The sequence below is a fragment of the Deltaproteobacteria bacterium genome (assembly GCA_018668695.1).
Taxonomy (GTDB): Bacteria; Myxococcota; XYA12-FULL-58-9; order XYA12-FULL-58-9; family JABJBS01; genus JABJBS01.
The window spans coordinates 1-23,199 of sequence record JABJBS010000104.1 but is presented as its reverse complement, the minus strand read 5'-3'; the positions used below and the strand labels follow the sequence as shown (position 1 = coordinate 23,199).

21 protein-coding genes are annotated in these 23,199 nt (G+C 50.1%); 5 read left to right on the top strand and 16 right to left on the bottom strand.

What is annotated here, in order from left to right; all coding sequences use genetic code 11:
* The 12 genes from htpG to HOK28_06020 form a co-directional block, all read right to left on the bottom strand.
* A partial coding sequence (gene htpG, locus HOK28_06075) for a molecular chaperone HtpG (GenBank protein ID MBT6432640.1) occupies positions 1-1,502 on the bottom strand: 1,502 nt, incomplete at its 3' end.
* A 588-nt stretch (positions 1,503-2,090) separates the two neighbouring features.
* The gene (locus tag HOK28_06070; protein ID MBT6432639.1) at positions 2,091-2,339 is read right to left on the bottom strand and encodes a hypothetical protein; all 249 of its coding nucleotides are present in this window, start codon (positions 2,337-2,339) and stop codon (positions 2,091-2,093) included.
* A 107-nt stretch (positions 2,340-2,446) separates the two neighbouring features.
* A complete protein-coding gene (locus HOK28_06065; protein ID MBT6432638.1) occupies positions 2,447-2,875 on the bottom strand; it encodes a CoA-binding protein in 429 nt (142 codons plus the stop codon).
* A gap of 2 nt (positions 2,876-2,877) precedes the next feature.
* Positions 2,878-3,354 carry a PAS domain-containing protein gene (locus HOK28_06060; protein MBT6432637.1) on the bottom strand — a complete coding sequence of 159 codons (477 nt, stop codon included), beginning with the start codon at positions 3,352-3,354 and terminating at the stop codon, positions 2,878-2,880.
* Between the two features lie 40 nt (positions 3,355-3,394).
* On the bottom strand, positions 3,395-3,862 hold the full coding sequence (locus HOK28_06055; protein ID MBT6432636.1) for a GNAT family N-acetyltransferase: 468 nt from the start codon (positions 3,860-3,862) through the stop codon (positions 3,395-3,397).
* Positions 3,862-4,794, bottom strand: a complete 933-nt coding sequence (locus HOK28_06050; GenBank protein ID MBT6432635.1) for a DnaJ domain-containing protein — start codon at positions 4,792-4,794, stop codon at positions 3,862-3,864. The genes HOK28_06055 and HOK28_06050 overlap by 1 nt, the downstream gene beginning before the upstream one ends.
* An 82-nt stretch (positions 4,795-4,876) precedes the next feature.
* On the bottom strand, positions 4,877-6,295 hold the full coding sequence (locus HOK28_06045) for a cytochrome P450 (GenBank protein ID MBT6432634.1): 1,419 nt from the start codon (positions 6,293-6,295) through the stop codon (positions 4,877-4,879).
* Positions 6,296-6,345: 50 nt separating this feature from the next.
* Positions 6,346-6,951: a hypothetical protein gene (locus HOK28_06040; protein ID MBT6432633.1), complete on the bottom strand. Its 606-nt coding sequence runs from the start codon at positions 6,949-6,951 to the stop codon at positions 6,346-6,348.
* Positions 6,952-6,963: 12 nt separating this feature from the next.
* The gene (locus HOK28_06035) at positions 6,964-9,210 is read right to left on the bottom strand and encodes a nitrite/sulfite reductase (protein MBT6432632.1); all 2,247 of its coding nucleotides are present in this window, start codon (positions 9,208-9,210) and stop codon (positions 6,964-6,966) included.
* Between the two features lie 19 nt (positions 9,211-9,229).
* Positions 9,230-10,018 carry a uroporphyrinogen-III C-methyltransferase gene (cobA, locus tag HOK28_06030; protein MBT6432631.1) on the bottom strand — a complete coding sequence of 263 codons (789 nt, stop codon included), beginning with the start codon at positions 10,016-10,018 and terminating at the stop codon, positions 9,230-9,232.
* Positions 10,018-10,803 (bottom strand): phosphoadenylyl-sulfate reductase, encoded by a 786-nt coding sequence (locus tag HOK28_06025; GenBank protein MBT6432630.1) that lies wholly within the window; start codon positions 10,801-10,803, stop codon positions 10,018-10,020. The genes cobA and HOK28_06025 overlap by 1 nt, the downstream gene beginning before the upstream one ends.
* A gap of 14 nt (positions 10,804-10,817) precedes the next feature.
* Complete coding sequence (locus tag HOK28_06020) at positions 10,818-11,594, bottom strand: sulfite exporter TauE/SafE family protein (protein ID MBT6432629.1); 777 nt, start codon at positions 11,592-11,594, stop codon at positions 10,818-10,820.
* 1,439 nt (positions 11,595-13,033) lie between these two features.
* On the opposite strand from HOK28_06020, the gene HOK28_06015 reads away from it, so the two are divergent.
* Together HOK28_06015 and HOK28_06010 are read left to right on the top strand one after the other, a co-directional pair.
* Positions 13,034-13,726 carry a hypothetical protein gene (locus HOK28_06015; protein MBT6432628.1) on the top strand — a complete coding sequence of 231 codons (693 nt, stop codon included), beginning with the start codon at positions 13,034-13,036 and terminating at the stop codon, positions 13,724-13,726.
* 118 nt (positions 13,727-13,844) lie between these two features.
* Positions 13,845-14,666, top strand: coding sequence for a hypothetical protein (locus HOK28_06010; protein MBT6432627.1), 822 nt, complete (start codon positions 13,845-13,847; stop codon positions 14,664-14,666).
* 9 nt (positions 14,667-14,675) lie between these two features.
* On the opposite strand, the gene HOK28_06005 is transcribed toward HOK28_06010, so the two are convergent.
* Complete coding sequence (locus tag HOK28_06005) at positions 14,676-16,073, bottom strand: serine/threonine protein kinase (GenBank protein MBT6432626.1); 1,398 nt, start codon at positions 16,071-16,073, stop codon at positions 14,676-14,678.
* Between the two features lie 88 nt (positions 16,074-16,161).
* On the opposite strand from HOK28_06005, the gene HOK28_06000 reads away from it, so the two are divergent.
* On the top strand, positions 16,162-16,443 hold the full coding sequence (locus HOK28_06000) for a hypothetical protein (GenBank protein ID MBT6432625.1): 282 nt from the start codon (positions 16,162-16,164) through the stop codon (positions 16,441-16,443).
* 4 nt (positions 16,444-16,447) lie between these two features.
* Here the strand turns inward: HOK28_06000 and HOK28_05995 are convergent, their stop codons facing one another.
* Positions 16,448-18,781, bottom strand: a complete 2,334-nt coding sequence (locus HOK28_05995) for a DNA internalization-related competence protein ComEC/Rec2 (protein MBT6432624.1) — start codon at positions 18,779-18,781, stop codon at positions 16,448-16,450.
* Positions 18,782-18,940: 159 nt separating this feature from the next.
* On the opposite strand from HOK28_05995, the gene HOK28_05990 reads away from it, so the two are divergent.
* On the top strand, positions 18,941-21,247 hold the full coding sequence (locus HOK28_05990) for a tetratricopeptide repeat protein (protein ID MBT6432623.1): 2,307 nt from the start codon (positions 18,941-18,943) through the stop codon (positions 21,245-21,247).
* Between the two features lie 16 nt (positions 21,248-21,263).
* Here the strand turns inward: HOK28_05990 and HOK28_05985 are convergent, their stop codons facing one another.
* A complete protein-coding gene (locus HOK28_05985) occupies positions 21,264-21,977 on the bottom strand; it encodes a TetR/AcrR family transcriptional regulator (protein ID MBT6432622.1) in 714 nt (237 codons plus the stop codon).
* 147 nt (positions 21,978-22,124) lie between these two features.
* Positions 22,125-22,526, bottom strand: a complete 402-nt coding sequence (locus HOK28_05980) for a response regulator (protein MBT6432621.1) — start codon at positions 22,524-22,526, stop codon at positions 22,125-22,127.
* 183 nt (positions 22,527-22,709) lie between these two features.
* Here HOK28_05980 and HOK28_05975 point away from each other — a divergent pair.
* The coding region (locus HOK28_05975) for a hypothetical protein (protein MBT6432620.1) at positions 22,710-23,199 on the top strand (490 nt) is incomplete at its 3' end.

Genomic DNA, 23,199 nt, shown 5'->3' with positions numbered 1-23,199 from the left:
TTGCTGATAGAAGCAAAATTGAGGTCTTCGTATGCAGGTGCGCGCTCTAGCCAAACTTCATCAACCGGATCGGTGAAGAAGAGAACTTCGTATCCCTTGTCTTTGAAAGACTCGAGGTGAGGAGAGTTTTCGATGGAAGCTAGATTCTTACCGGTGAGGTAATAAATACTATCTTGGCCTTCCTTCATGCGATCGCTGTAATCTGCAAGACTCGTCATCGATGCATCGTCTGTGGTGCTGGCCAACATGAGACCCAAAAGCGTGTCCCGGTTATCCATATCCGAGTAAAGACCTTCTTTAAGGACCTGACCAAACTCATTCCAGAACTTTTCGTAAGTCTCAGCATCGTTCTTCTTGAGATCCTTCAAGCTATCGAGGACCTTTTTCACCAAGCGCTTGCGAATGGTCTTTACCTGACGGTCTTGCTGAAGAATTTCTCGTGAGATGTTTAGATTGAGATCTTCAGCATCGACCACACCCTTCACGAAACGTAGATATTCGGGGAGCAGCTCGGAGCATTCATCCATGATGAAAACACGACGAACGTAAAGCTTCACACCGGTCTTAAAGTCCTGGTGGAAGAGGTTCATCGGTGCTTTTGACGGGAGAAACAAAAGGGCTCGGTACTCATAGGTACCCTCAGCCTTCAATGTAATGGTGGAAACCGGCTCATTCCAATCATGGCTGATATGACGGTAGAATTCGTTGTACTCACTATCTTCCACTTCGCTCTTGTCACGCATCCAAAGCGCTTTCATCGAGTTCAAAGTTTCTTCAGTGACGACGGTCTTACTTTCGCCGCCTTCGACAACTTGCCCTTCCTCATCACGCTCTTGCTCTTCGCGCTCAACGTCCATCTTAATTGGGTAAGATACGAAGTCGGAGTAACGCTTCACAATCTCGCGAATGACATATTCGGTCGCGAAATCTTTCTGGCCGTCTTCTTCGTCTGTTTCCTTGAGCTTCATGCTGATGGTTGTACCCACCGCTGCCTTCTCAGTGGCCTCAATGCTGTATGTACCATCGCCAGTGGATACCCACTTGGTAGCAGTCTCTTCGCCAGCTCGGCGAGTAATCAACTCAGCATGATCCGCGACCATGAAAATTGAATAGAAACCAACACCAAACTGACCGATTAAATCAGGGCTACCAATAGCATCTTTGTTGTCCTTCAAAGCGGACAAAAATTCCTTGGTGCCAGAGCGAGCAATCGTACCGATGTTGGTAATAACTTCTTCGCGGCTCATACCAATGCCGTTGTCACGGATGGTGAGGGTTCGAGTGTCTTTGTCGGCCTCAACCCAGATTGAAAGCTCTTCGTTTTCTGGGAGCAGGTCTTTGTTCTCAATGGCTTCAAAACGGCGCTTGTCGAGTGCATCCGACGCGTTTGAAATCAACTCGCGCAGGAAAATCTCGCGATTTGAATAGACGGAGTGAGTCATCAACTCCAGAATTTGCTTTGCCTGGGTTTCAAAAGTGAAAGTTTCTGTTGCTGTACTCATGATGCTCATTCCTCTTCATGCAAACGACCGTGAACTCGAAAAAATCAAGTTGCCGCAAATACCGCGGGGCTCAGTGGTTTTCAAGATAGGAAAATTCGTCTCGGGAGCAAGGGACGAATTTATTTATCGCCCAAATCGCCAAATCACATGCGTGATTTGTTTACATCACTAGAATTATTGGACTTTTTTAGTTCCCACAACCGGGCAGTCCCAGGGCTTCCCAATTAATCGTTGGTATTACTGTACAGAACGAAATTCCCGGCCCCGATCAAAAAAATTACAAACAAATCTGTTACTTGTTTACATCCTTGAAATATATGAGGATTTTTTTATTCTCGGGACTATTTTGGGAAATTCACAGAGAAATTTAGCGAAACTCTAATCTAAAAGAAAGACGTACTAATTGAAGAAAAGTTTAACCTAATAAGAAATAATTAGGTTCTAAGGTATAAATATTGTGGACCAAACCAAAGAATCTACGTGAAAACGCTATATCGCGACCCATACCCCTGTTTTCGAGGCCGGTGGGAAGACTAGCACTCAAAGAGGGTTTACAAATTGCATAACCGCTATGTCACGCAGCGCCACTTAACCGCAGAATAAGATATCGTCCTCGTGACGCACCGAAGCCGCAGGTTTCGCCTGAGATTCCACCTGGGTCAGGTAGCGGTCAATCGCTTCACGCACAACGTCCGATAGATTTCGCTCACCCAGCACTGCTCTAAGCTTCAACGCTTTGATCTGTTCGGGCCGCAAATAATAGGTCGCACGCTTTAAAGAGTCGGATTCAGACAAAGACTGCAACGTTGCAGACTGAACGGGTCGATAACTTTTCACGGGCCTCTCCTTCTTTTTATCAACAAAACACAGACGCACTTTGTTGATAAATTGTTAGAAGCAAGAGCGGCTAAGGTCAAAAAATCCGCGATAATGATAACTTGAGTTTAACTTGAGCGGGCGGGTGTCCACTTGTCTCGATAACCTAATACAACCAAAAGACAGGGACCGCCGGCGATACAATTGATACCCGCTTCTTGTGCACGCTCTATTGCCTCTTTGGATTCTGCGCCGGGCTGCATCCAAACATGCTTAATGCCCAGCTCTATAATCTCTTCGATGATTTGGTTGGTTACCGCCGGTGGGGTGATGATCGAAACCCCATGGACCATGGTGCACAAATCAGAGAGCTGTTCAAAGCAAGGCTCGCCCTCCACCTCGTTAAGTGCTGGATGAACCGGTATGGCCTGGAGATCATGCTGCATGTAACAACGTAAAATTTTATTGCCGTATTTCTCGCGATTGGCCGACGCCCCAACTACTGCGAAAGCCGAGCCAGCTAAGAAAGCTTCAATGCTCTTCTGTTCTTCACTCACAGCTAGGTAAGCCTTTCTAATTCATATTGAGACCAAGTCATGGTTCCCAAAATAAAACCTACGCGCCCATGGGTTCCCCCTAAAGGCACAAGGCATTGTCGGTACCGTATTTGGGCACCCTTCAAGTTCGTAAACTCAGCCTCGTCTGTAACAGTTGCCAAATCACCAACGACTGTTTCGAACTTAAGCACAAGCATTTCACTGTAGGGCGCGATGAGGTGGTTGTAGACTTCCTTGCCCGTAAGGTCATCTCCGTACGCATCAATAATCGAGGTACCGAGGTAACTGTACTTGTAGTCACGCTCTTTATCTCGTTCAGTGATCTCAACGATAAAACAACTTTCCCAGTAGTCATTGAGCCGCTGTATATCTAAAGCGCTTTCTTGAGGGAATTCCGCATCCCCACGGAGCTCGTTCCACAAGCTCAGTAGTCTTTCTGAAATTCGCCGTTCCTGGCCTATTACTGCATTGTCAGACATGATGAGCCTAGTTTCACACTCTTGGCCGAAGCGAGCAACCCTAGCGCCCGAAACGATACTCCATCATTTGATGTTCTATATTGGCTTCTAGATAAATGTCGCCAACAGGCTCGTAACCAAGCGAGACGTAAAAAGACAATGCCTGGCACTGCGCCGATAGTTTCACGCTTGAAGCGCCCCGAGATTCACTTAAATCATGAAGATGCTTCATAATCTCAACGCCTAGGCCTTCTCCGCGGAGTTCTTTTAATACAGCAATGCGCCCAATTTTTGGGACTCCACCGCTCGCCACACGCATCACCACCCGGCCCGCAGCGACGGCTCTATCACCGAGGTAACCCACCACATGCAACACATCGTCGCGGTCTGGTCGCCACTGGTCAAACTCGTCTCTCTCGATACTTTCGGGGACAGACTGCTCATCGATGAATACCCGGCGGCGTACGCTCAGGGCATCTTCTAAGTGCTTTTGAGTTTGCACATGCTCTACGACAAAAGTTGGTTTCATCAGAATGAACGGGGATCAAACTTAGATGCATCCCTCAGTTTTTCAAAGCCCGCCCGTTCTTCATCAGTGAGAGAAGGAGGGTTCACGATTTTCAAAGTGACCAGCATATTCCCGTGTGCATCGCCTGTAGTGGGTAAACCTTTACCCTTAAGACGCAGCTGCTGCCCACTTTGCGCTCCTGGCGGAACTGTAAGAATGATTTCACTGTCGACAGTTTTGAAGGTGACCTTAGAGCCCAGGGCCGCTTCCCAAGGACTGATGGGTAAATCGACACGAATATCAAATCCATCTACATCAAATCGTGCATGGCGAATCAGCTTAACGTGGAGCAGCAAGTCTCCGTCACGACCACCGCCTCGGCCTTTGGTACCCAGCTTGGGCAAACGTACCCGAGAGCCTTCAATGGTGCCTCGAGGGATTTTCACGTCGTAGGATTTTGTTTTACCGCCAAAGTTGACGCCAACTTTACAAGTAGCTGATTGGAAAACCTCTTCGACCGATACCGGCCACTCTAATTCGTGATCTTGACCGTGCTGAGGTTGGCTATTGCCCCAAAAGTTACTTCTCGCCCCACCGCGGCCAAAGAACGCTTCGAAAAAGTCGCTGAAAGCACCAGTGCCCGCACCACCGGGTGCCCCGCCGCCAAATCCACCACCGCCTTGGCCGAAGTCGTAGCCTTGCCAACCAGGTGGTGGGTTCACGTTTTGGCCGTGCTTGTAGTTAGCACCCAGCATGTCGTAACGATTGCGTGTTTCGGGATCTTTGAGCACTTCGTAGGCTTCGCCTACTTGCTTAAATTTGTCTTCAGCGTTTTCTTCTTTGCTAACATCTGGGTGATACAACCTAGACTTTTGCCGAAATGCTTTTTTGATTTCATCCTGCGTTGCGCCGCGCGCCACGCCTAGAATGTCATAGTAATCCCGAAATTCCACGTCTATCTCTCACCGAAAAGTTAAGCCTAAGACTCTATAACAAGAGCCTTGAAACCTCGCTACCGTGAAGAGCGGGTAATAATCAAGCCTTTGCGGGCGACTCTGCATCCGGATAGCCCACCACTCGCATCCTCAATCCATTGAGTGGTCGTAACGTAATCAAGGGTTTAGCCACAACCGAATGGCCTTCCTCCAAAAAGAATTGGAATTGTTGAGCAAGCGTGGCCAGAATTATTTTGATTTCCATCAAAGCGAAATTATTGCCGATGCATTGGCGGGCACCTGCGCCAAACGGGAAATAAGCACATTTTGGCAACGACTCCATAAAACCGTCATGGAAACGGTCGGGATCAAAACCTTCGGGGTTTTCAAAATATTCGGGTATGCGATGGGTTAGATACTGACTCACAAAGACCCAAGTCCCTTTAGGGATCCGATAACCACCAATGACATCATCTTCCTCGGCCATCCGTGAAAAACCCCACACGGGTGGAAAGAGTCGCATGCTCTCATGCAAAACCTTTTCCGTATAAACTAGTTTAGGCAAGTCATCGAGGGTGGGTGCACGGCCACCCAAGACTTCGTCGAGCTCGGCTTTAAGTTTACGAGCGACTGCTGGATTACGGCTTAGTAAATGCCATGTCCACACCAAGGCATTCGAACTTGTCTCATGACCCGCTAAAAACATGGTCATCACTTCATCACGAAGTTGTTGGTCGTTCATGCCTTCGCCGGTATCAGCATCTTTAACCTGCAAAAGCATGCTCAGCAGGTCCTTCGTGTTCACACCAGCTTCTCGCCGTTTCGCAATCAACCCATGGACGACCTTATCCAGATCCTGAAAAGCGTTTTTGAGCCGGAGATTAGACCTGGTAGGCACGCTCATCGGAAGATCGACCACCGACATGATTCGGCGATTCACTTCTTGCTGCACAACCTCTACTGCATCCGCCACAAGGTCTGCCTCATTTTCAAGGTGTTCTCCTAAAAGAGCCTCACTGACCACTTCAAGGGTAAGCCCCATCATGGCTTGATCGATGTCGATGACTTCACCGCTGATACTATAAGGCCTTAATTTCTCCACCGCTTCCCGGGAGATACGGCCCATAATCTCTGCAAAATCGGCTATTTGTTTACGGTGAAAAGCCGGCTGCATTATTCGGCGCTGCTTTCGCCACAGCTCACCGCTGCTGGTCACAAGACCTTGACCGAGAATCATAGCTAGCTTTTGAAAGCCGCGTGTCTCTTTACTGTATTGGCGAGCCTTCTCAACAAGAACTTGTCGAACGTGCTCCGGTCGGCGGACCACCACCACCGGCTGCGGTCCGAGGTGAAACCTACAAACGTCGCCGTATTTTTTTACAAGGCTTAAGAGATGCCCGGCACCGTTGCTGCGCATGGCCTTGAAGTCTCCTCCAGGCCAATTACGAGGCGGACCTGGCGGAAGGCTCAATTCGGATGGAACCAATGCCTCGGTATCTGAATTGTCGGAATTCGCCACGGAGCCTCCTAAACTACTTAAGAGTAGCTGGCTCCAAGTCTCAATACCAGCTAATTCAATAAACCTTCAGATCGCCCTAGGCGTTTCAAGAGCGTTGCAATATCCCACCGGCCCGTGACCCGAACCCGCACATTAAACCGTGAGCGGCTGCGCTGGTCACGCTGCAATTGAACTTTCTCGCCTAGAAATAACCAATTTAGAAATCGGGTGAGCCCCTCACGAACATCCTCAAATGTTTCGTCATCGTTCGGCGCTAAAAGCCGGTTATTGATTCCAAGTACGAAATCACCTGCATTAAAAGATATTGGATCCTTAAGAGTTTCGTCGGTTGCCAAAAGCTGGCAAGCCTCAAGGCTTAATCTAAAAGCATCTTTGAGTCGGCTCTCAATATCGCCCAAAGCTTCGCGCTTACGGGTGTAAAGTAGCCCTGGCTCTCCGTCGCCAAAATCGAGACTCCAATTCGACTCATGACCAATCAGCAGTACGCCGGGTCCGTCTTGCACGTGTGAGTAATTGGCTACATCAATCAACACGCCTTCCAGCGCATCTTTTTGTATCCACCGTTGAAAGACCGGAATAAGCTCCTTCGCATCATAATCGGCCCTTAGGTTTGCTGGGAATTTTATAAAAAATTGTGTCGCATTCAGTGCTGTCATTCTCAAAACTCCTTAAGCCGCAGCTGTTGCACCCAAACGGGCATAGCAACCATAAGCTGCCTCGATAAAAAGTTGTGCTTCCTCAATACGATGGTGTGCAGTTTCGTGATCTACATCAGTTCCCTGCTCTTCATATTGGCGAAAGAAGTAATTGGTGAACTTCGCTCCGGCGAAGGGGTCATGGAATACCCGAGTCTCGTGATACCTATTTCGAAACTCCGTGACGATATGCTCTGCCTGGTCCGGGACGTCTATATTTTCAATACGCACTAAACTTCGTGCGGCCGTTAGCATCGCTTTAAAGGCTGCCTGAGCTGCCTCCTCTGGCACGCCTTTATCGAGGTGTAGTTGAGCATCGAATACCTGCCGCTCACTTTCACTCAAACCAAACTCAGCCAGGGTCACAACTTCACCAGCACATTCTCCAATACCAAGGTCACCGGTACTGTACTCACGAGAATCACCCCAATCGCTGTAAAAAGAACGGTCCACATCATAGGCAGGAATAGCTGTCAGTTCTTTGATCCATTTTTTAACCGCTGGCTTACCAAGCCGTTGGATAAAGTCCTTAAACTTCTCTCCGGGTTCACGTCCCTCTACAAAGTGAGTCGTGATCACACGGACCGCCAATGGAATGTTTCGAGAAGGCACGGCACCAATGGCAAGACCAAAGCTCCCTGCGTTGTTGTCCCATTGCCCTCCTAAAACGACTTGGAAGTGAGGAACCATGTAGCCCCTCACCTTGCGCCCGACACCATAGAAGCCAATGTCGGCGGCATGGTGTTGACCACAGGAGTTAAAACACCCACTCACCTTAATCCGCAATTCCTTAACAGCTTCATCAAGCTGGCTATTGATTGCAGCAAGTTGCTCACGAAGCACTGCCGCGAGTCCGCGCGATGAAGCGTGGCCAAGCTTACACGTGTCTGTTCCAGGGCAGCTGGTCACATCAACGATGGTACCCGCACTTGGTTGAGCCAAACCCGCTTCCTGCAAAGCCACAAACAAAGCCGGCAAGTCCTGCTCCGTCACCCATCTGAAAACGAGGTTCTGCTCCACCGTCAGGCGAATGTTATCCCCTACATATACCCGGGCGATATCAGCGACCGATCTCATCTGGTTCGCGGATAAATCTCCCAATGGGCAGACAGCGGTTACCGTTGCGTAACCAACCTGTCGCTGTGCTTTAACATTCACCGCAACCCATTCCTTAAAGCCGTCTGGATAAGGGCCTTCAGCAAGGGTACTTGGTTCTTTCGTTGGCTTTGACAAACCTTGTTGTGGGCCTTTTAAATAACCAGCCCAGCGTTCATCGTGAGGAAGAATCTTACGCTCTTGCTCAACCAAGCGAGTGAATTCATCCATCCCAAGCGACTTAATCAAAAACTTGAGTCGTGCACGGGTCCTGTTGTCTTTCTCACCCAAGCGGCCAAACACACGGCACACGGCCAGTGTCACCGGAAAAATTTCTTCCTCTGGTACAAACTCATTCAAAAGTTTGGCTTGGCTGGGCACAGAACCCAAGCCACCGCCCACATAAAACGCAAAACCGTTTTTCGGGATTCCATCAACAATGCGCCGTTTCGCAATCAATCCGATATCGTGAAACATGGTGAGCCCACACGGGCTGGTCTCACAACCGGAAAAAGCGATTTTAATTTTTCGGCCAAAGTCCTGGCAGTCTGGGTGTCCCAAAATAAAAAACGTCAACGCATCTGCATAGGTCGAAACGTCAAATGCCTCACCTCCGCACACACCTGCAAACGGGCAAGCGGTCACATTTCGAACAACATTACCGCATGCTTCGCGTGTTGTAATCCCGGTGGCTGCCAGACGCCTCATTAAATCCGGGGAATCCTCGATGTGAATATAGTGATACTGTATATCCTGACGCGTTGTTATATGGCTGATGTTGTCGGAGTACTCTTCAGAGAGGTCTGCGAGAACTTCAACCTGCTCGATGGTTAAAGCGCCATAAGGAATCTTAATACGCAGCATCCCTGGTGCGTCCCACACTGTCCCCGGACCTTTCGTGGCATCGCCGCAAGGGAACGCGAGAGCGCGGTCCTGAAGTCCGTCGTTTCGTTTACCGTTATCATAGCGTTGTCCGTAAACACCCCGTCGCAGGCGCGTCTCGGCAAATATTTTCTCCGCAAGTTTACCCTGACGGCGCAACACCATCTGCTGAGCGAAAACATCGATTTCTTCGCCCCAGTCATCTTGAATTTGACTGCCTAGTTTTTCTTTCCAACTGGTCATGATCTCTTCTCCATCAATATCAAAGCGTCACAAGCGCGCGTTCAATAGGGTTTGTCGTTTGGGGTTTTTGTGATGCCATCATTGGACGGATTTTCTGAGCCACATCCACAACATCTCCGATTACAATGGTCCCGGGTGAATCGATATAATCAAGGTGATCAAACGCATCTCGCAAAGACCGGAGCGTGCCCGTCCAAGTTTCAGCATTCGGCGTGGATGCCGCGAGTAAAACCGCTACAGGAGTATCCACTCTCCAACCTTGCTCGAGAAGGAAATCAGAAAGTCTCATTCTGCTTCGGATCCCCATGAGAACAACCAAGGTCACGCTGTTTGGAGAAACCGTTTTTAAGATAGGGCTCCAAGATTCTCGTGTATGCCCAGAGAGCATCATAAAAGCTGGTGAAACGCCGCGATGGGTTACGGGGATTCCGGCCAAAAGAGGTGCCGATATTGCACTGGTCACGCCCGGCACGATGTCAAACTCTACGCCTGCCTCAGCAAGCGCAATCGCCTCTTCTCCGCCGCGGCCCAGGACAAAGGGGTCACCGCATTTCAAACGCACCACGTAATCACCGCGTTTGGCTGCTTTAATCATCAATGCTTCGATGTCCGATTGCTTGAAGGACGGTCTCCCGCCCCGCTTGCCGACGTAAAAGCGCCGAGCCTTGGGCGCGAGTTTAAGAACTTCGGGATCAACCAAAGCATCGTAGAGGATCAAGTCCGCTTGCTGCAGACAGCGAAGGGCCTTGAGAGTTAAGAGTTCTGGATCACCAGGGCCTGCACCCACAAGTGCAACACTTCCTTTCATTATGAACCTCCTTCAGAAACTTGGCGATTGAGTACGGGCAATGCTTTTTGCTTTTTCGGCGCTGCATGGATCCCGCACTCTGTCTTATTTGAGCCCCTCCAACGCCCAGCACGGTCGTCTTCCCCTGGCCTCACTTCGGAGGTGCAAGGAAGACAACCGATACTGGGGTACCCTTGGAGATGGAGTGGATTAAACGGCACATCGTTTTTTCGCGCGTACGACCAAACATCTTCTTTGGTCCAAGCCACCAACGGATTGACCTTCACAAGGTCAAAACGCTCGTCGTAACTTAAAATAGGTGCACCCGCTCGGGTTGGACTTTGGTCCCGTCGTATGGCGCTCACCCATCCTGAAAAGGTTTTTAATTCTTTTTGAAGTGGTATCACTTTGCGAATTTCGCAGCACTTAGCAGACTGATGCTCCCATAGCTTATCGCCGAGCTCGCGGCTTTGGTCTTCAACGCTCAATTCTGAGCGCACCCCGCGAATAACAACCCCGTAGCGTTTTTCGAGGTCAGACCAAAGTTGATACGTTTCCCGAAAGAAAAGTCCTGTATCGAGTGTAAATATATCGATGGCAAGGTCATGGCGCGCGATCAAATCGATCAGCACACAGCCCTCAAGACCGAATCCCGTGCCGAATGTAACCCGCGGGGACAAAGTCGTGGCCGCCCACTCTAGAATGGTTTGGGCCGATTCGCCTTCCAGATCGAGGCTTAGTCTATTAAGCAGCTCCGGGTTATTAAGAGCCGTCAAGGATGATTCAAGTCTTCTTTGTGCAGTCATAGCGGTACCTTGTCCTAAACCAAGCTCGCACCGGTCATCACCAGTGCTAGAGAAATTCCGGCGCGCACCAAGGAGTCGGGAAGTCCAACACTGAGCCGACTTCCCAAAATGACACCAGGGATGCCACCTACAACAATGCTTGCTACGATGGGCCACTGCACAGTACCTGCGACGATGTGGATCATGGCTCCGAGAGAAATAAGAAGGACAGCATGCGCGAGGTCAGTGCCCACAATTCGTTTCGCCTCAAGCCGGGTTAGCGAGGCAAGAATCAGTGCCACCAATGCACCGCTTCCCACTGAGGTAAGAGCCACAAGACCTCCCACCGCAAATCCACTGACGATAAGAATGAATCGACTTTTTTGGGGCGCTTCGAATTGCTTAAAAAAGCTGCCTAAGTGGCTCACGAGCCAAGGCTTTAAGATACTTACGCACGCGACCAACAAAATAGCCGCTCCCACCAACTCTTCGATGCGTTCATTCGCGTTCTGGGGAGAATGTTTGGCCATGTAGAAAAAGCCAAAAGATGCCAACGCCATACCCGGTAAGCTGCCAGATGCCAGCAAGCGTACCCGTGACCAATCGATGGTTTTCAAGCGGCTGTGCTCGGCTGTTCCCACTGCTTTAATCAGAGCAGCATAAACAAGATCGGTCCCAACCGCGGTGATGGGGTCTAGACCCAAACCAAAAAGCAAAAAGGGCATCATCAAGGCGCCTCCACCGATACCGATGCAGCCCACCAAGACTCCTATTGCCAATCCCGCCACCGGCGCTGTGTAAATTGCTTCCATTTTTGCCACTCAAACGGCCATTCGCCGCTTTTGAACCCTAAGCGAAGTGAATCGCCATATATAATATAAGTGATTCGGTCACATATATAAGACGAGTGCAAGGAGTCAAGTTTAAGAAATGAAAAAAAACGATTAAAATTAGACACCTAGGAGCCATTCAGCCTTTTTTTCCATACTGAAGCCATGTAGGTAAAAATACTAATTCACAAAATACGCAACGCGACGCGTCTTTGACTTCCGAATTATATTAGGCAGAGTCGTGAATGTGTCGCAATTTCTTGTTTTTTGTTCGGGCTCTTTTTCTAGAAGCTGGGGCGATCATAGCGCATTAAAAGGCATTGCCAACCTGCGGTGGGACGACTAGAAACAGCTCCAAATCACTCACGCGAAAGGGCGTATCAGCCGTGTATCTTATTGGGCTTGGTAAGAAAGAGATTCAAAATATCCCCACCGGCATCGGAATGCTGGGTTTCGCCATCCCGGAACAAAGGGTCACCGGTTACCGGCAACCCCTTCATGCTCGAGCCTTTGTGGTAGCCCATCCAGAAAGCGACACCCGCATTATATATTGTGTCGCTGAACTCTGCTTCATGACCCAGTCGATTCGCCACGGGGTCCTAGAGAAACTCCAAAACGATTTTCCACAACACAAGATCAACGAACACAACCTCATGCTTGCGGCGACCCACACCCACTCCGGTCCGGCGGGGTATTCGCATTTCCTCCTCTATAATATGACGGCACCCGGCTTCGTCACCAGCGTCTACGAGTTCATTGTGGAAGCCATTGTGGACTGCATTGTAGAAGCCTGCACCCACCAAGAACCTGGCGAGGTTTGCCTTGCTCAAGAAGAGATTCCAAACCATCAAAAAGTTGCCTTCAATCGCTCACTGAAAGCTTACAACCAAAACCCTGAGATCGATCCCGTTCCCAACGATGCACGCAATGAAGCGGTCGATCGCTCAATGACGGTCTTACGCTTTCAAGCAAAAGACGGCCGGGCGCTGGGGATGTTTTCCTTCTTTGCAGTCCACTGCACAAGCTACCATTCAGACAACGGACTCGTCGACTCCGATAACAAAGGTGTTGCCGCCCGTAAGTTTGAACGATTCGCCGCTCGAGAATTAGGACAAGAAAACTTTGTAGCTGGCTTTGCACAAACCACCGCAGGCGATGTTTCACCCAACTACGTTTGGGACCCCAAGCGCGGCATTATGGCTGGAGAGTTTGAAAGCGACGAAAACAGCGCCATTTACAATGGTGAAATTCAAAATGAGTTTGCAACCAAGCTTTTCAAGAAAGCTCACAACAAGCCGCTAGAGGTCAAACCACTTAGAAGCCGAATTCACTACGAAGACCACGGGCAAATCGACGTCAATCCCGAGTTTTGCGATGGCCGCCTTAACCAGCGAACCAGCCCAGGCGACATCGGTCTTTCGATGATTATGGGTACCGCAGAAGGCCGCGGCCCTCTTTACCACGCGCGGCCCGCGGTCGAAGCAATCAACCGGCTCACAGGTGTAAGCAAAAAGATTTTCAATCAAATACAGTCGCGGACCACCGGTGAAGTCGACAAAAATTACGAAGCGCGATTTACCTTTTTAGACCTCGCAAGAGGCTACGCCGGGCGATGCTTCTACCTCTTTAAGCAAGGCCGCCCCGTCCTGCCTGGATTTGTAGATCCTGGGGTAGCCCGTGTACGCCACCTTAATAAGAACGATGCTGTGGGAGACTCTCCCTGGACCCCGCAAGTTCTTCCCGTCCAATTGATGACACTGGGTGAACTCGCCCTGGTTGCAATACCCGGTGAGCCAACCACCATCGCCGGACGGCGCCTCACACAGAGTCTAAAACCTCAACTCGAAAAAATTGGCATCAAGCAAACCCTGATTGCCGGATTTGCCAACGCCTATGCAGGCTACGTGACCACTCACGAAGAGTATGCAATCCAGGCATACGAGGGCGGCAGTACGCATTTCGGAGCATGGACATTGGCCGGTTTCCAAACCCGGTACGATGCCTTGGTCCGGGAGCTATGCAAAGACGAATTAGGCCAACCTCTCGATACTGGGCTCTCTCCCTATGTGGCCAGCCAAGAGGAACTCTACTTTAGGCGTTACGAGCTCGCTTAGGCCCAAAACCCATTTTTGTGATACAAATGGCTTTCTGTGAAGAATTATGTGCTTTTTTGTATCACAAAATGCATTTATCGTGTTACAAGACTCCTTGTGTGATACAAAAGGAGTGAATATGCAGGCCCAAACAAGTGCCCTCGTCCCTAAAGCGCGTAGTCCTTGGTGGTTACGGTTTGCCAGTCAAATCGCCAAACAGGCGCTCTGGTTGGGGCGGCAATCACGTGAAGTCGTCGAGAAATTGCATCCTGATCTTCGCGAACAACTTAAAGAATTACCTGTTCTAGCGGTCACTCAGCTCGCTCCCCGGGCAACGCCTGAACTGCAATTGCCCCTCCAAACAAAACGGGTCACTGTCTTTGTTCATGGTTACGGTGGCAGCCGCGGCAACTTTATACCCATGCAAAGCTATTTCCGTCTTCGTGGACAAGCACCAAGCATCAGCGTGGGATTCAGCGACACCTCCTCCATTGAATGCATGGCCGATGAACTTAAAAGCACGTTACGCAGCCTCATCATTCGTAACCAGCTTCCTCCAAAAAGTATCGATATCGTTGCGCACAGTCTGGGAGGAATTATTTCGAGGGTGACACTGCAAGATGAAGATCTACACCCCTTTGTGCGTACCTTGGTCACCTTAGCAACACCTCATGCCGGATCTGGTTTGGCTCGCTACTTAGACACTCCGACCTGCCGAGGGCTTCGTCCAGGTTCTGAGCTTCTACAAACTTTAGAACTTCAAAATGGATGGGGTCAGAACGAGACACCACGACTTGTCGCATTTTGGACACCGAAAGATTGCATCCTGATTCCCGCAGAAAGCGCAAAGCTCGAAGGCGCTGAAAATATCTGCAGCCCTGATTGTACCCACGTGAGTTTTTTGATCAGACCTTCGGCGTGGGACACGATTATAAAAGTACTGGAAAACTCTGATGACTAAATTTGTCCATCATGGTGCCTTGGGCGGTTCCAATGATGGCACCAGTTTCAAATCGAGATTGATTAAGTCGTTTCCTTGAACCTGAACATGACGCTTTGCCGCCTCAAAGGCAGGGTGCTCTACAACCAGTTCGTGCATACCCTCTTTAAAATTGGCCGAATAAGGCGTAATTCCCCGAAACTCACCATCAACGATAACTTCGGCCCCGGTGGGCGAGCTGGTTATGATCAAACTTCCTTGAGTAACCTTCGACTCATCAACCCCCAGCCACCAGCTCATGCCAATCATCGCCACAGAAAAAATTCCCGCGAGAGCAATGAGCCAACCATCCGACATCTTATTGCGTCGACTCGCCAAGGCAGATCGCTTGGCTGTGATCATCGGCCTGGTTTGCATCCGCTGAGTTTCTAATCGATTTCTATCCCGCTGCTCCAGTGCCATGCGGTCACCGAGTTCAATGGCTTTGGCCATCACGTTAGACAACTGCGCATACTCCGCCCCAAAAAGATGTTGCATCCAGGCTGAACGGTTTTGTGTCGATTCGTCCTCTTCGAGCGTTTCACATACCAAACGCAGTGCGTTCGCCATCTCCTGCGCAGTTTCATAGCGGTCTTCAGGTCTTCGAGCTAAAGCCTTGAGAACCACAGCCTCAAGGTCCGGATGCACCGACGGCATCACCACGGTTGGGGGAAGGACCTCTGCATAACGTATCCGTTCCAAAATGGAAAAATCACTGTTGCCAGAAAAGAGACGCCGCCCCGTCAGCAATTCAAAGAGAACAACTCCTGTGGAGAAAACATCGGAGGCGGCACCCACCGTTTCACCCAAAACCTGCTCAGGCGACATGTATGCATATTTGCCCTTGAGGACACCAACCTGAGTTTGACTCACATGGCTTGTGGCTTTGGCGATCCCAAAATCAATCAAACGAACCTTGCCGTCATAGCCCAGTAAAATATTTTGGGGGCTCACATCTCGGTGAACGATACGAATCGGCTGTCCCATAGGATCTTGAGCAGTGTGGGCATAATGAAGGCCTTCACATACATCCGCAATAATGGTTGCCGCAGCTCTCTGAGAAACCAATCCACCATGAACTTTCAGGCGGTCTAGCACTGAGCGTAGGTCTTGGCCCGGAACAAACTCCATAACAATGAAGTGGTAACCACGCACCCGGCCGAACTCATAGGTTCTCGTTATATTTGGATGTTTGAGCGTAACACTCAGCTTCGCTTCGTCCATAAACATGGGCACAAGCTCTTCAAGGTTACTGATATCGGAGCGTAGGAGCTTCACGGCAACCATGCGGCCACGGCCATCGCCGCCGGGTACAAGCCCCAAAAAGACGTCTGCCATGCCACCGCGATTGATGCGTTCGAGTAGTTTATAACGACCTAATTCACGCATACTAAGTTTAGAACTCCACGATTCTCAATTGACAGCCGGCTTCGACCGTTTCAGAATTCTTGTAGGTATACAAGACCTGGGGGGACACATGTCTGAGTCAGCACGATTTGCCGGTCCAGTAGACGATGTCATGCATGACGTTTACGTTTGCTACAACGGACTCGAAGCACGCCGTATCACGGGAATCCTAGAACAAGAAGGTGTTGAGTCACTGATTCGCGATCGAAGCGTCAGTGATTTTCCTACGCCGAATAACTTGGAAAGCCGGCAAATCATTGCCGCCTATCCGGGCCAGGAAGATGCCGCGAGAAATATCATCCTACAAGCCATCAAGGATGAAGTGATTAGCAAAGATGGACACCTGATTTAGTAAACTATCGGGTTGTGCAATCAACATCTTGGCTTGGCGCCAATACAGATTCAACGCGCCAACCACTTGCTAAGGCCGAGATCCGCAAAGCACCGCGGTCTCGGTTCTGAAAGAGCTGCGTATTGGATGCTTTGTATCGCGCTACAACTTCGGGGTGCGGAAAATGCCCTCTTCCTCTGTGACTTGAAGATACAGCCGCTAGGCAAGGCTGGACCACATCTAAAAAGCGCTCACCTGAACTGGTATCACTCCCATGATGGGCGACCTTGAGAAACTCAGTCTGCTTTAGCTTCGAGAGTAAAAGTGTTTCCACATCAACATTCACATCCCCGGTGAAGAGCATCGACCGGCCTTCATGCTCAATTCTAAAAACCAAAGAGCGCTCGTTGGTAGAACCGTATTTCAAGTGCTCATCGAGGCGGCGCGGGTAAATAGGTTCAAGCACGGCTGAACCGACCTTCAACATCGCCGGAAGATCTTGGAAGACTCGCACTTCACCCTCAAGCTGCTCCACCTTAGCGATCAAAGGCAGCACCCGCTCATGCCCCAGGAATTGTTCATCCAGCCACAATTCACCAACGCTGAAGCGAGATAGAATATAATCCAAACCTCCAATATGGTCGTGGTCGGGATGGGTCATCACCACATAATCAATGTGGGTATGCCCCCGTTTTCGCAGCAAGGGAGCAACTGCTCTCTCTCCCGGATCGTAGTTACTTTGATACCCTGTACCGCCAGCATCAATCAGCATCACCTCACCGCCAGGAAATTCCACCAGGGTGGCATCACCGTGACCCACATAAGGCATATAAACTTGCAGCGTTCGCTCTAAGGGCAATGTGCTCCACAAGGTAGCCAAAAAGGCTAAGAGCAGCCCCGGGGCCGCAGCCTTGATGCCCGCCACAGGTTGACCTCGCAGCCAAGCCACGAGCCATGGCCATACCGTCACACTCAGCAGACATGCATCGGTCATGGAAATTTGAACGCGCGTCCACCCGGTTTTCATCAAAAATCCCAAGAGTGTTTGAATGCTGTCGAACCCAATAACCAACACCCACTCCAAAATTTCAGGAACGCCAAAGCCACAGAAACAAAAAGACGCTCCCAATAAAGCCGCTGGCGTCACTAGCCAAGACGCTAGAGCTATTGCGAATAAATTAGCAGGCACTCCCCAAATATAGAGTTCTCCAAAGCAGAAAGCGCACAGAGGAAGCGTTGCAAGCCAAGGCACGGCGGTCATCGTGAGCCAAGATGTCGTCCAGCTCGTTTCAAAGGCTCGGGGACGGTTGGCGGCCAGCAATAAAAACCAAGTGCACCCAAATGAAAGCCAAGCTCCGATACTCAATAAACATTGTGGATCACACAAAACCATCACCAAACCGGCCAGTCCCAAAGCATTGAAGCCATTGTGGGAAACTCTAAAAACCAAGCCACCAAATAAAACGCTCCCCATCAAACATGCTCTGACGGCAGAAACGGGTTCCCCGACCCAAAAACAAAACATCCACATACCGGTGAGTGCGATACCTGCAGCCCAACGGCGAAGCATGCTCACCCCCCGGCCAAAGAGTAACAAGCCACCCACCACCCGAAGTGCATAAAAAATAAAGAGACCGACTAGGCCCAGATGCAAACCGCTGATTGCCAGTAAATGACTAATGCCCATGTCGTTCCATTGCCTTTTTAGGGGCTCGGGCAACGCCGCCCGTGTGCCTAAAGCGAGGGCCAAGGCTACGCCCAAGTAATTGCCCTGCCAAGATTGCGCCAACGTTTGAGCAACGCCAACGCGCCTATCGTCTATTGCCGAGCGCAGTCCTGACGCATGCTCTACCAAGACCGCGGGCCCCTCGCTTATCGCCACCCAAGTGGCTGGCCGTAGCCTTGCACGAAGAATATTTAGCAGCTCACCGTTGAGGCCGGGCTGCATGGGTTCAAGATGAAGCTTCGAGCGATAGCGGTTGCCAATGCGAGCTCTCACATTTTTCGGAACGCGCCATAAAAAAACCTGACCGCCTATGTCGATGAGCGTCCACCTGGTTTGTTCCTCTGAAATAAAACGTGCAGCTTCGCTCTTCTTGAGAACCTTGAAAGTATGAACACCAGAAAGCGGATTATTGGGAGACTCCGAGCGCAAGAAGGCCACGCGGGACAACCCGCAGTTTAACAAAACAACCCAGGCACATAGAAAGACCATCCGCCGGCGGCGTAAAGCGAACCAAAGAACCCCCAAACTTCCCATGAGGGCTAGGAGGCAACCTTGAACCGAGATTTCCAGCCCAAGGGCCAGCACAACCCCCACCGCCGGAGCAAATGCCAACCAAAGCAATGGATAATGCATATTCTTCGATCTCCAACGTCTAAAATCTGAATATTTTCCTTAACCGCAGAGCATCTGGCTGGGCCATCAAAAGAAGCCCAAAAGAAAGAAATTAAAGAATTGAAAAAACGTGCGGTCCAAACTTTGCTTAGCCCCCCTTCACTGGGTACGCTGGGGATTATGGCGTTAAGAATAAGTTTTGTTGTCGTTGCACTGATCAGCTCACAAATGTTTGCGGGAAATACTTTTGCGCAAAAAGCTCAAAACACGGGCTCTTCAGATGATTATCAGTCGCAGCTCACATCCTATGACAGCTTCATTGAGCGTCACCGGGATACGCCCCTGGCTTTCGAAGCCCAATTTTTAGCAGCCCGAACCTCACTGGAAGCAGGGCGCTTTGAACGGGCCGTTCGCTACCTCAAAGATCTTGAAAAAGGGCTGGCGGATATTGGGGATTTCATTTTGTCGATGCGTGCAAAAGCTCAACGCTCCCTCAGGCAATGGGACGGCGCACGCAGCAGCTGGGAATCTCTCTTACGCAATTATCCATCCTCGCCTCTGCGAGACGAGGCAAGCTTTGGAATCGCTGACTCTTATTATGCGGAAGGCGAACTGACTAAAGCCTACAAGCGCTACAGCAGCGCGATGAAAAAGTACCCAAAGTCTGATCGCGTAGACAACGGCCAGATCAATCAAGCCATGATTGCGGAAAAACAAAAACGCTGGAGCGACGCAGAATTCATCTACGAAAAGTTCTATTACGAAAAGCCCTCTCATCCCCTAACGGTTCTTGCAAAAGAGCGACTCGATAATCTCTTGAAAATGGGCTTTGCCAACAAACCTTCAATTTCAGTAAGGCTTGCCCGGGTTGATAAACTTCTTAGCCGGCGCTCTCTTCAAAAAGCCCAGGTAGATCTCGATGGGTTGGAGAACGAGAAACTCTCAAGTTCACAAAGACTCGGCTACACATCACGCCGGGCGATTCTTGCCTACCGACAAGAAAACTTCTCCGAAGCCATTGCCATGTTTAAAGTGCTCTCAAGTAAACAAGGCCGGGGCTATTACTATCAAAATCAAACATGGCTCGCTCGCTGTTACTCCACCCAAGGCAATGTGAAAGAGGCTGTAGAAGTTTACAATCGATTGGCAGCCAAGTACCGAGGCAGTGGTCAGGGGCGTAAATCCCAGTTTATGGGAGCGTGGCTCGCTTACAATGGCGGTGAACATCAGCTTGCCGTCAAGCTCTTTGCTGATTTCATCAAGCGCTACTCAAGCTCATCAAATACCTCGGATGCCTATTGGTACCTCGCATGGAACGCATACAGATTAGGCGACCTGCCAGCAGCGCTTAGGCTCTTTGTCAAATTGAGAAAGAAGTACCCCACCAGCTCGCTTGTTCAGCGGGCCCATTACTGGGAAGGCCGTATTGCGGCACAAATGGGTGACGCAAAAATGGCCATGCAGTCTTTCAAGGACGCGACCGCCAAAAAGCCACTCAATTACTACGGGCTCCTCGCGCGGCAACGGATTCGGGAACTGAAAAAAGACCCACTGGCGATGAAAAACGGCGAGCCTATTCGCCTGGCATCAGCCGACGGAAAGATCCCAGCCGAGATTTTGGAATCACTGGAGCCAGAGCAAGAAGAGTTACCCCAATTCGGCGGTATGCAGCCGATGACGACAATTTCTTTGCCATGGGGGGGCAGCGTTTTTGATTGGCAGAGCAAGGCAGGTAAGCGGGCGCTGATGCTTATTAAGTTTGGCTATGCGGAATATGCAGCTGAACTCGTGGATAAACTCGAGCCGGTCGCAGGCTTTACGGAAACCGATATTCTCCTGGCTCGCGGAACATTGCTTCAGTCACTCGGCGATTTCTCCAAGGCGTACCGAATGGCTGCTCGGGTTTTTAAGTCCAAGCTCAAGCAAGATCTGGACAGTGATACCGAGCCCTATTTCAGAATGTCTTATCCGATGGCTTTTCGAAAAGCGCTGCTTCGCGTTAGCAACGAGTACCAGGTTCCCCCCATGCTGGTCCTGGGCGTCATTCGCCAAGAGAGTGCGTTTATGACCAAGGCGCGGTCCTGGGCAAGTGCACAGGGGCTCATGCAAATTATTCCGACAACGGGCTCAAAAATAGCCGACGCCATGGAAATGGAAGACTACAACTACGGGATTTTACGAGTACCTGAAGTAAATATCCGATTTGGAGCTTGGTATCTCAGAGAGCTGCTTCGCAAATTTCACGGGCACCCTATCCTAGCTGTTGCGAGCTACAATGCCGGACCCCAGGCTGTTTCACGCTGGGTTAAATTACGTGCTGGCGTAGCAACCGATGAATTCGTTGAAGAGATCCCTTACCGAGAAACCCGGCACTACGTGAAAAAGGTGTTGAGTAATTTCGCTATCTACACTGAGATTTATGAGCGTAAATCCTTAACGGTACCCACCAAAATCCCAGACAATTACCTAGACAATATCAACTTCTAAGTATCGCCAAACCACACTAGTAATCCCGACCATAATTATCGGTACTTTCGGGATGGCGCAGACCATCGAGAATCAACGATGTAATGCGAAGCGGTAACTGAAACGGGTCACCCACATTCTCGCCCTCTAACACAGCGGATAAAAGTCGTTCTCCAGCTCCCACAACCGCCAAGGCGCTAATCTCTGCCTGAAACGGGCGCAACAAATTATTGTCATGCGCCTTACGCGTCATCTCGATGGCTTTGGTTGTAATCAGCTCGGACAATTCACAAATCGGCGCCCGAGCACCGTTTTTGGCGCCTCGTGACTCTTGAAGATAAAGTTTTAAAATCAAAGCATGACTGCCCACGAGAGCTGCAAGCTGGCGACCCAACTCCTCGTACGCTTTAACCATGGTCTTTCGGTCTTGAGAAACTTCAATTGCTTCAACGGCCCGAGTTAGGTCTATGTCTACTTTTTCGGTGACCGGTTCTAAGATTCCCCGAACCAGATCTTCTTTATCTCTAAAGTAGCGGTAAAAATTGCCTTTGGCTGTTCCTGCAGCTTTCGTAATTTCATCGATGGTCGTCGCACCCAAGCCCTGCTCTAAAAACAACACCAGCGCCGCTTGTTGGATGAGTCGAATCCGCTCTTTACGATTCTGATCTCGCTTACCACCTGGCTGACCCGGTCGTTCCGAAGGCAACGAAACACCACCGTTTAGTATTTCTTGAGATTTAGCCTTTGGCATCGCGCTGACCCTAGAATCTGGCTGACCTTTTGGTCATGGTTCAAAAATGTCGTTTGTGGCCATAACAGGTGATTCAGGCACCGCCAACATTCAGAGTGGGTCGAATTAGAAATAATGACCAACAACTTAAGGCTATTTGGAAGAAGGTCACTGAGCTTTATGCAGGCCGAGCTCCTCCAATTTGGTCTTTAGCTTTTCTTGCGTCACTGGTTTGACCATATATCCCTCACACTGCTCTTTAAAAGCCCGAACAACGTTCTTGGCATCGCCGAGGGCTGTCGTCATGAGAACACGGGCACCAGAAAGACCACCGATGTCGAGCTTGCTCTCGTACTCCCGCAGCCGAATAAGTACATCGTGGCCATTCATATCCGGCATCATAATGTCTAAACAAACGAGGTCGTACGGCTCCCCATCTTGGTACGCCTTAGCAAAAGCTTGAAGCGCGTCCTTTCCGTGTCCCACAGAATCACAATGACCAAATTCAGATAAATATTCCTGCATGACCAACCGGCTGGTTGTGTCATCCTCAACGACCAAGCTCTTCACGAGCTCCTCCTTGGTTAGGAGTGATTGATGGTACGAATTCCCTACATTTTCCATTCTAGAGTACTTCGTGTGACAGGTCCATTTCAGGCCCAAACAACAATATGTAGCAAATTTGCGCCGAGGCCCCTGCCGCCGGTATAGTGTAGGCCATCTGTAAAATCAGACTCTCTAAACGAGGTAGTTATGCGACCCCTAAAAACCGTTATTTCAATTGTACTTGCACTCTTCATTTGCCTACCTGCGTCCGCGTTTGCGGCCGACAGTAAATTGGTAGTGATTCCAATGAATGAGGCTGGTAGTGCGCGGATGACCAAGGCACTTCTCAAGCACGTCATTACACCACTGGGTGCGAAGCAATCTCTCGTCCCATACGGTCAGTACCGACGCAGCGCCAAAAAGGCGAAAGTGAAGCTAACCAAATTAGCGGAAAAAAGCGCGGTGGAGAAGGTCGCCAAGTCCATGGGCATCACCCATTTGGTTACCGTCCACGTTAAGGCAGATACAGTTCAAGCGAAGTTGATTGATGCTGGGACACTTAAAGCAACGCAATCATGGGACATTCCAGGACAACTCGCGGCAAAAACCGGGCAAGCTCTTGTGACTAAAATCGGTGAGGGCCTGAAACCAGCACCGGCACCTGTGGTAGCGGCGGCGACAGCAGCACCGGCAGCGG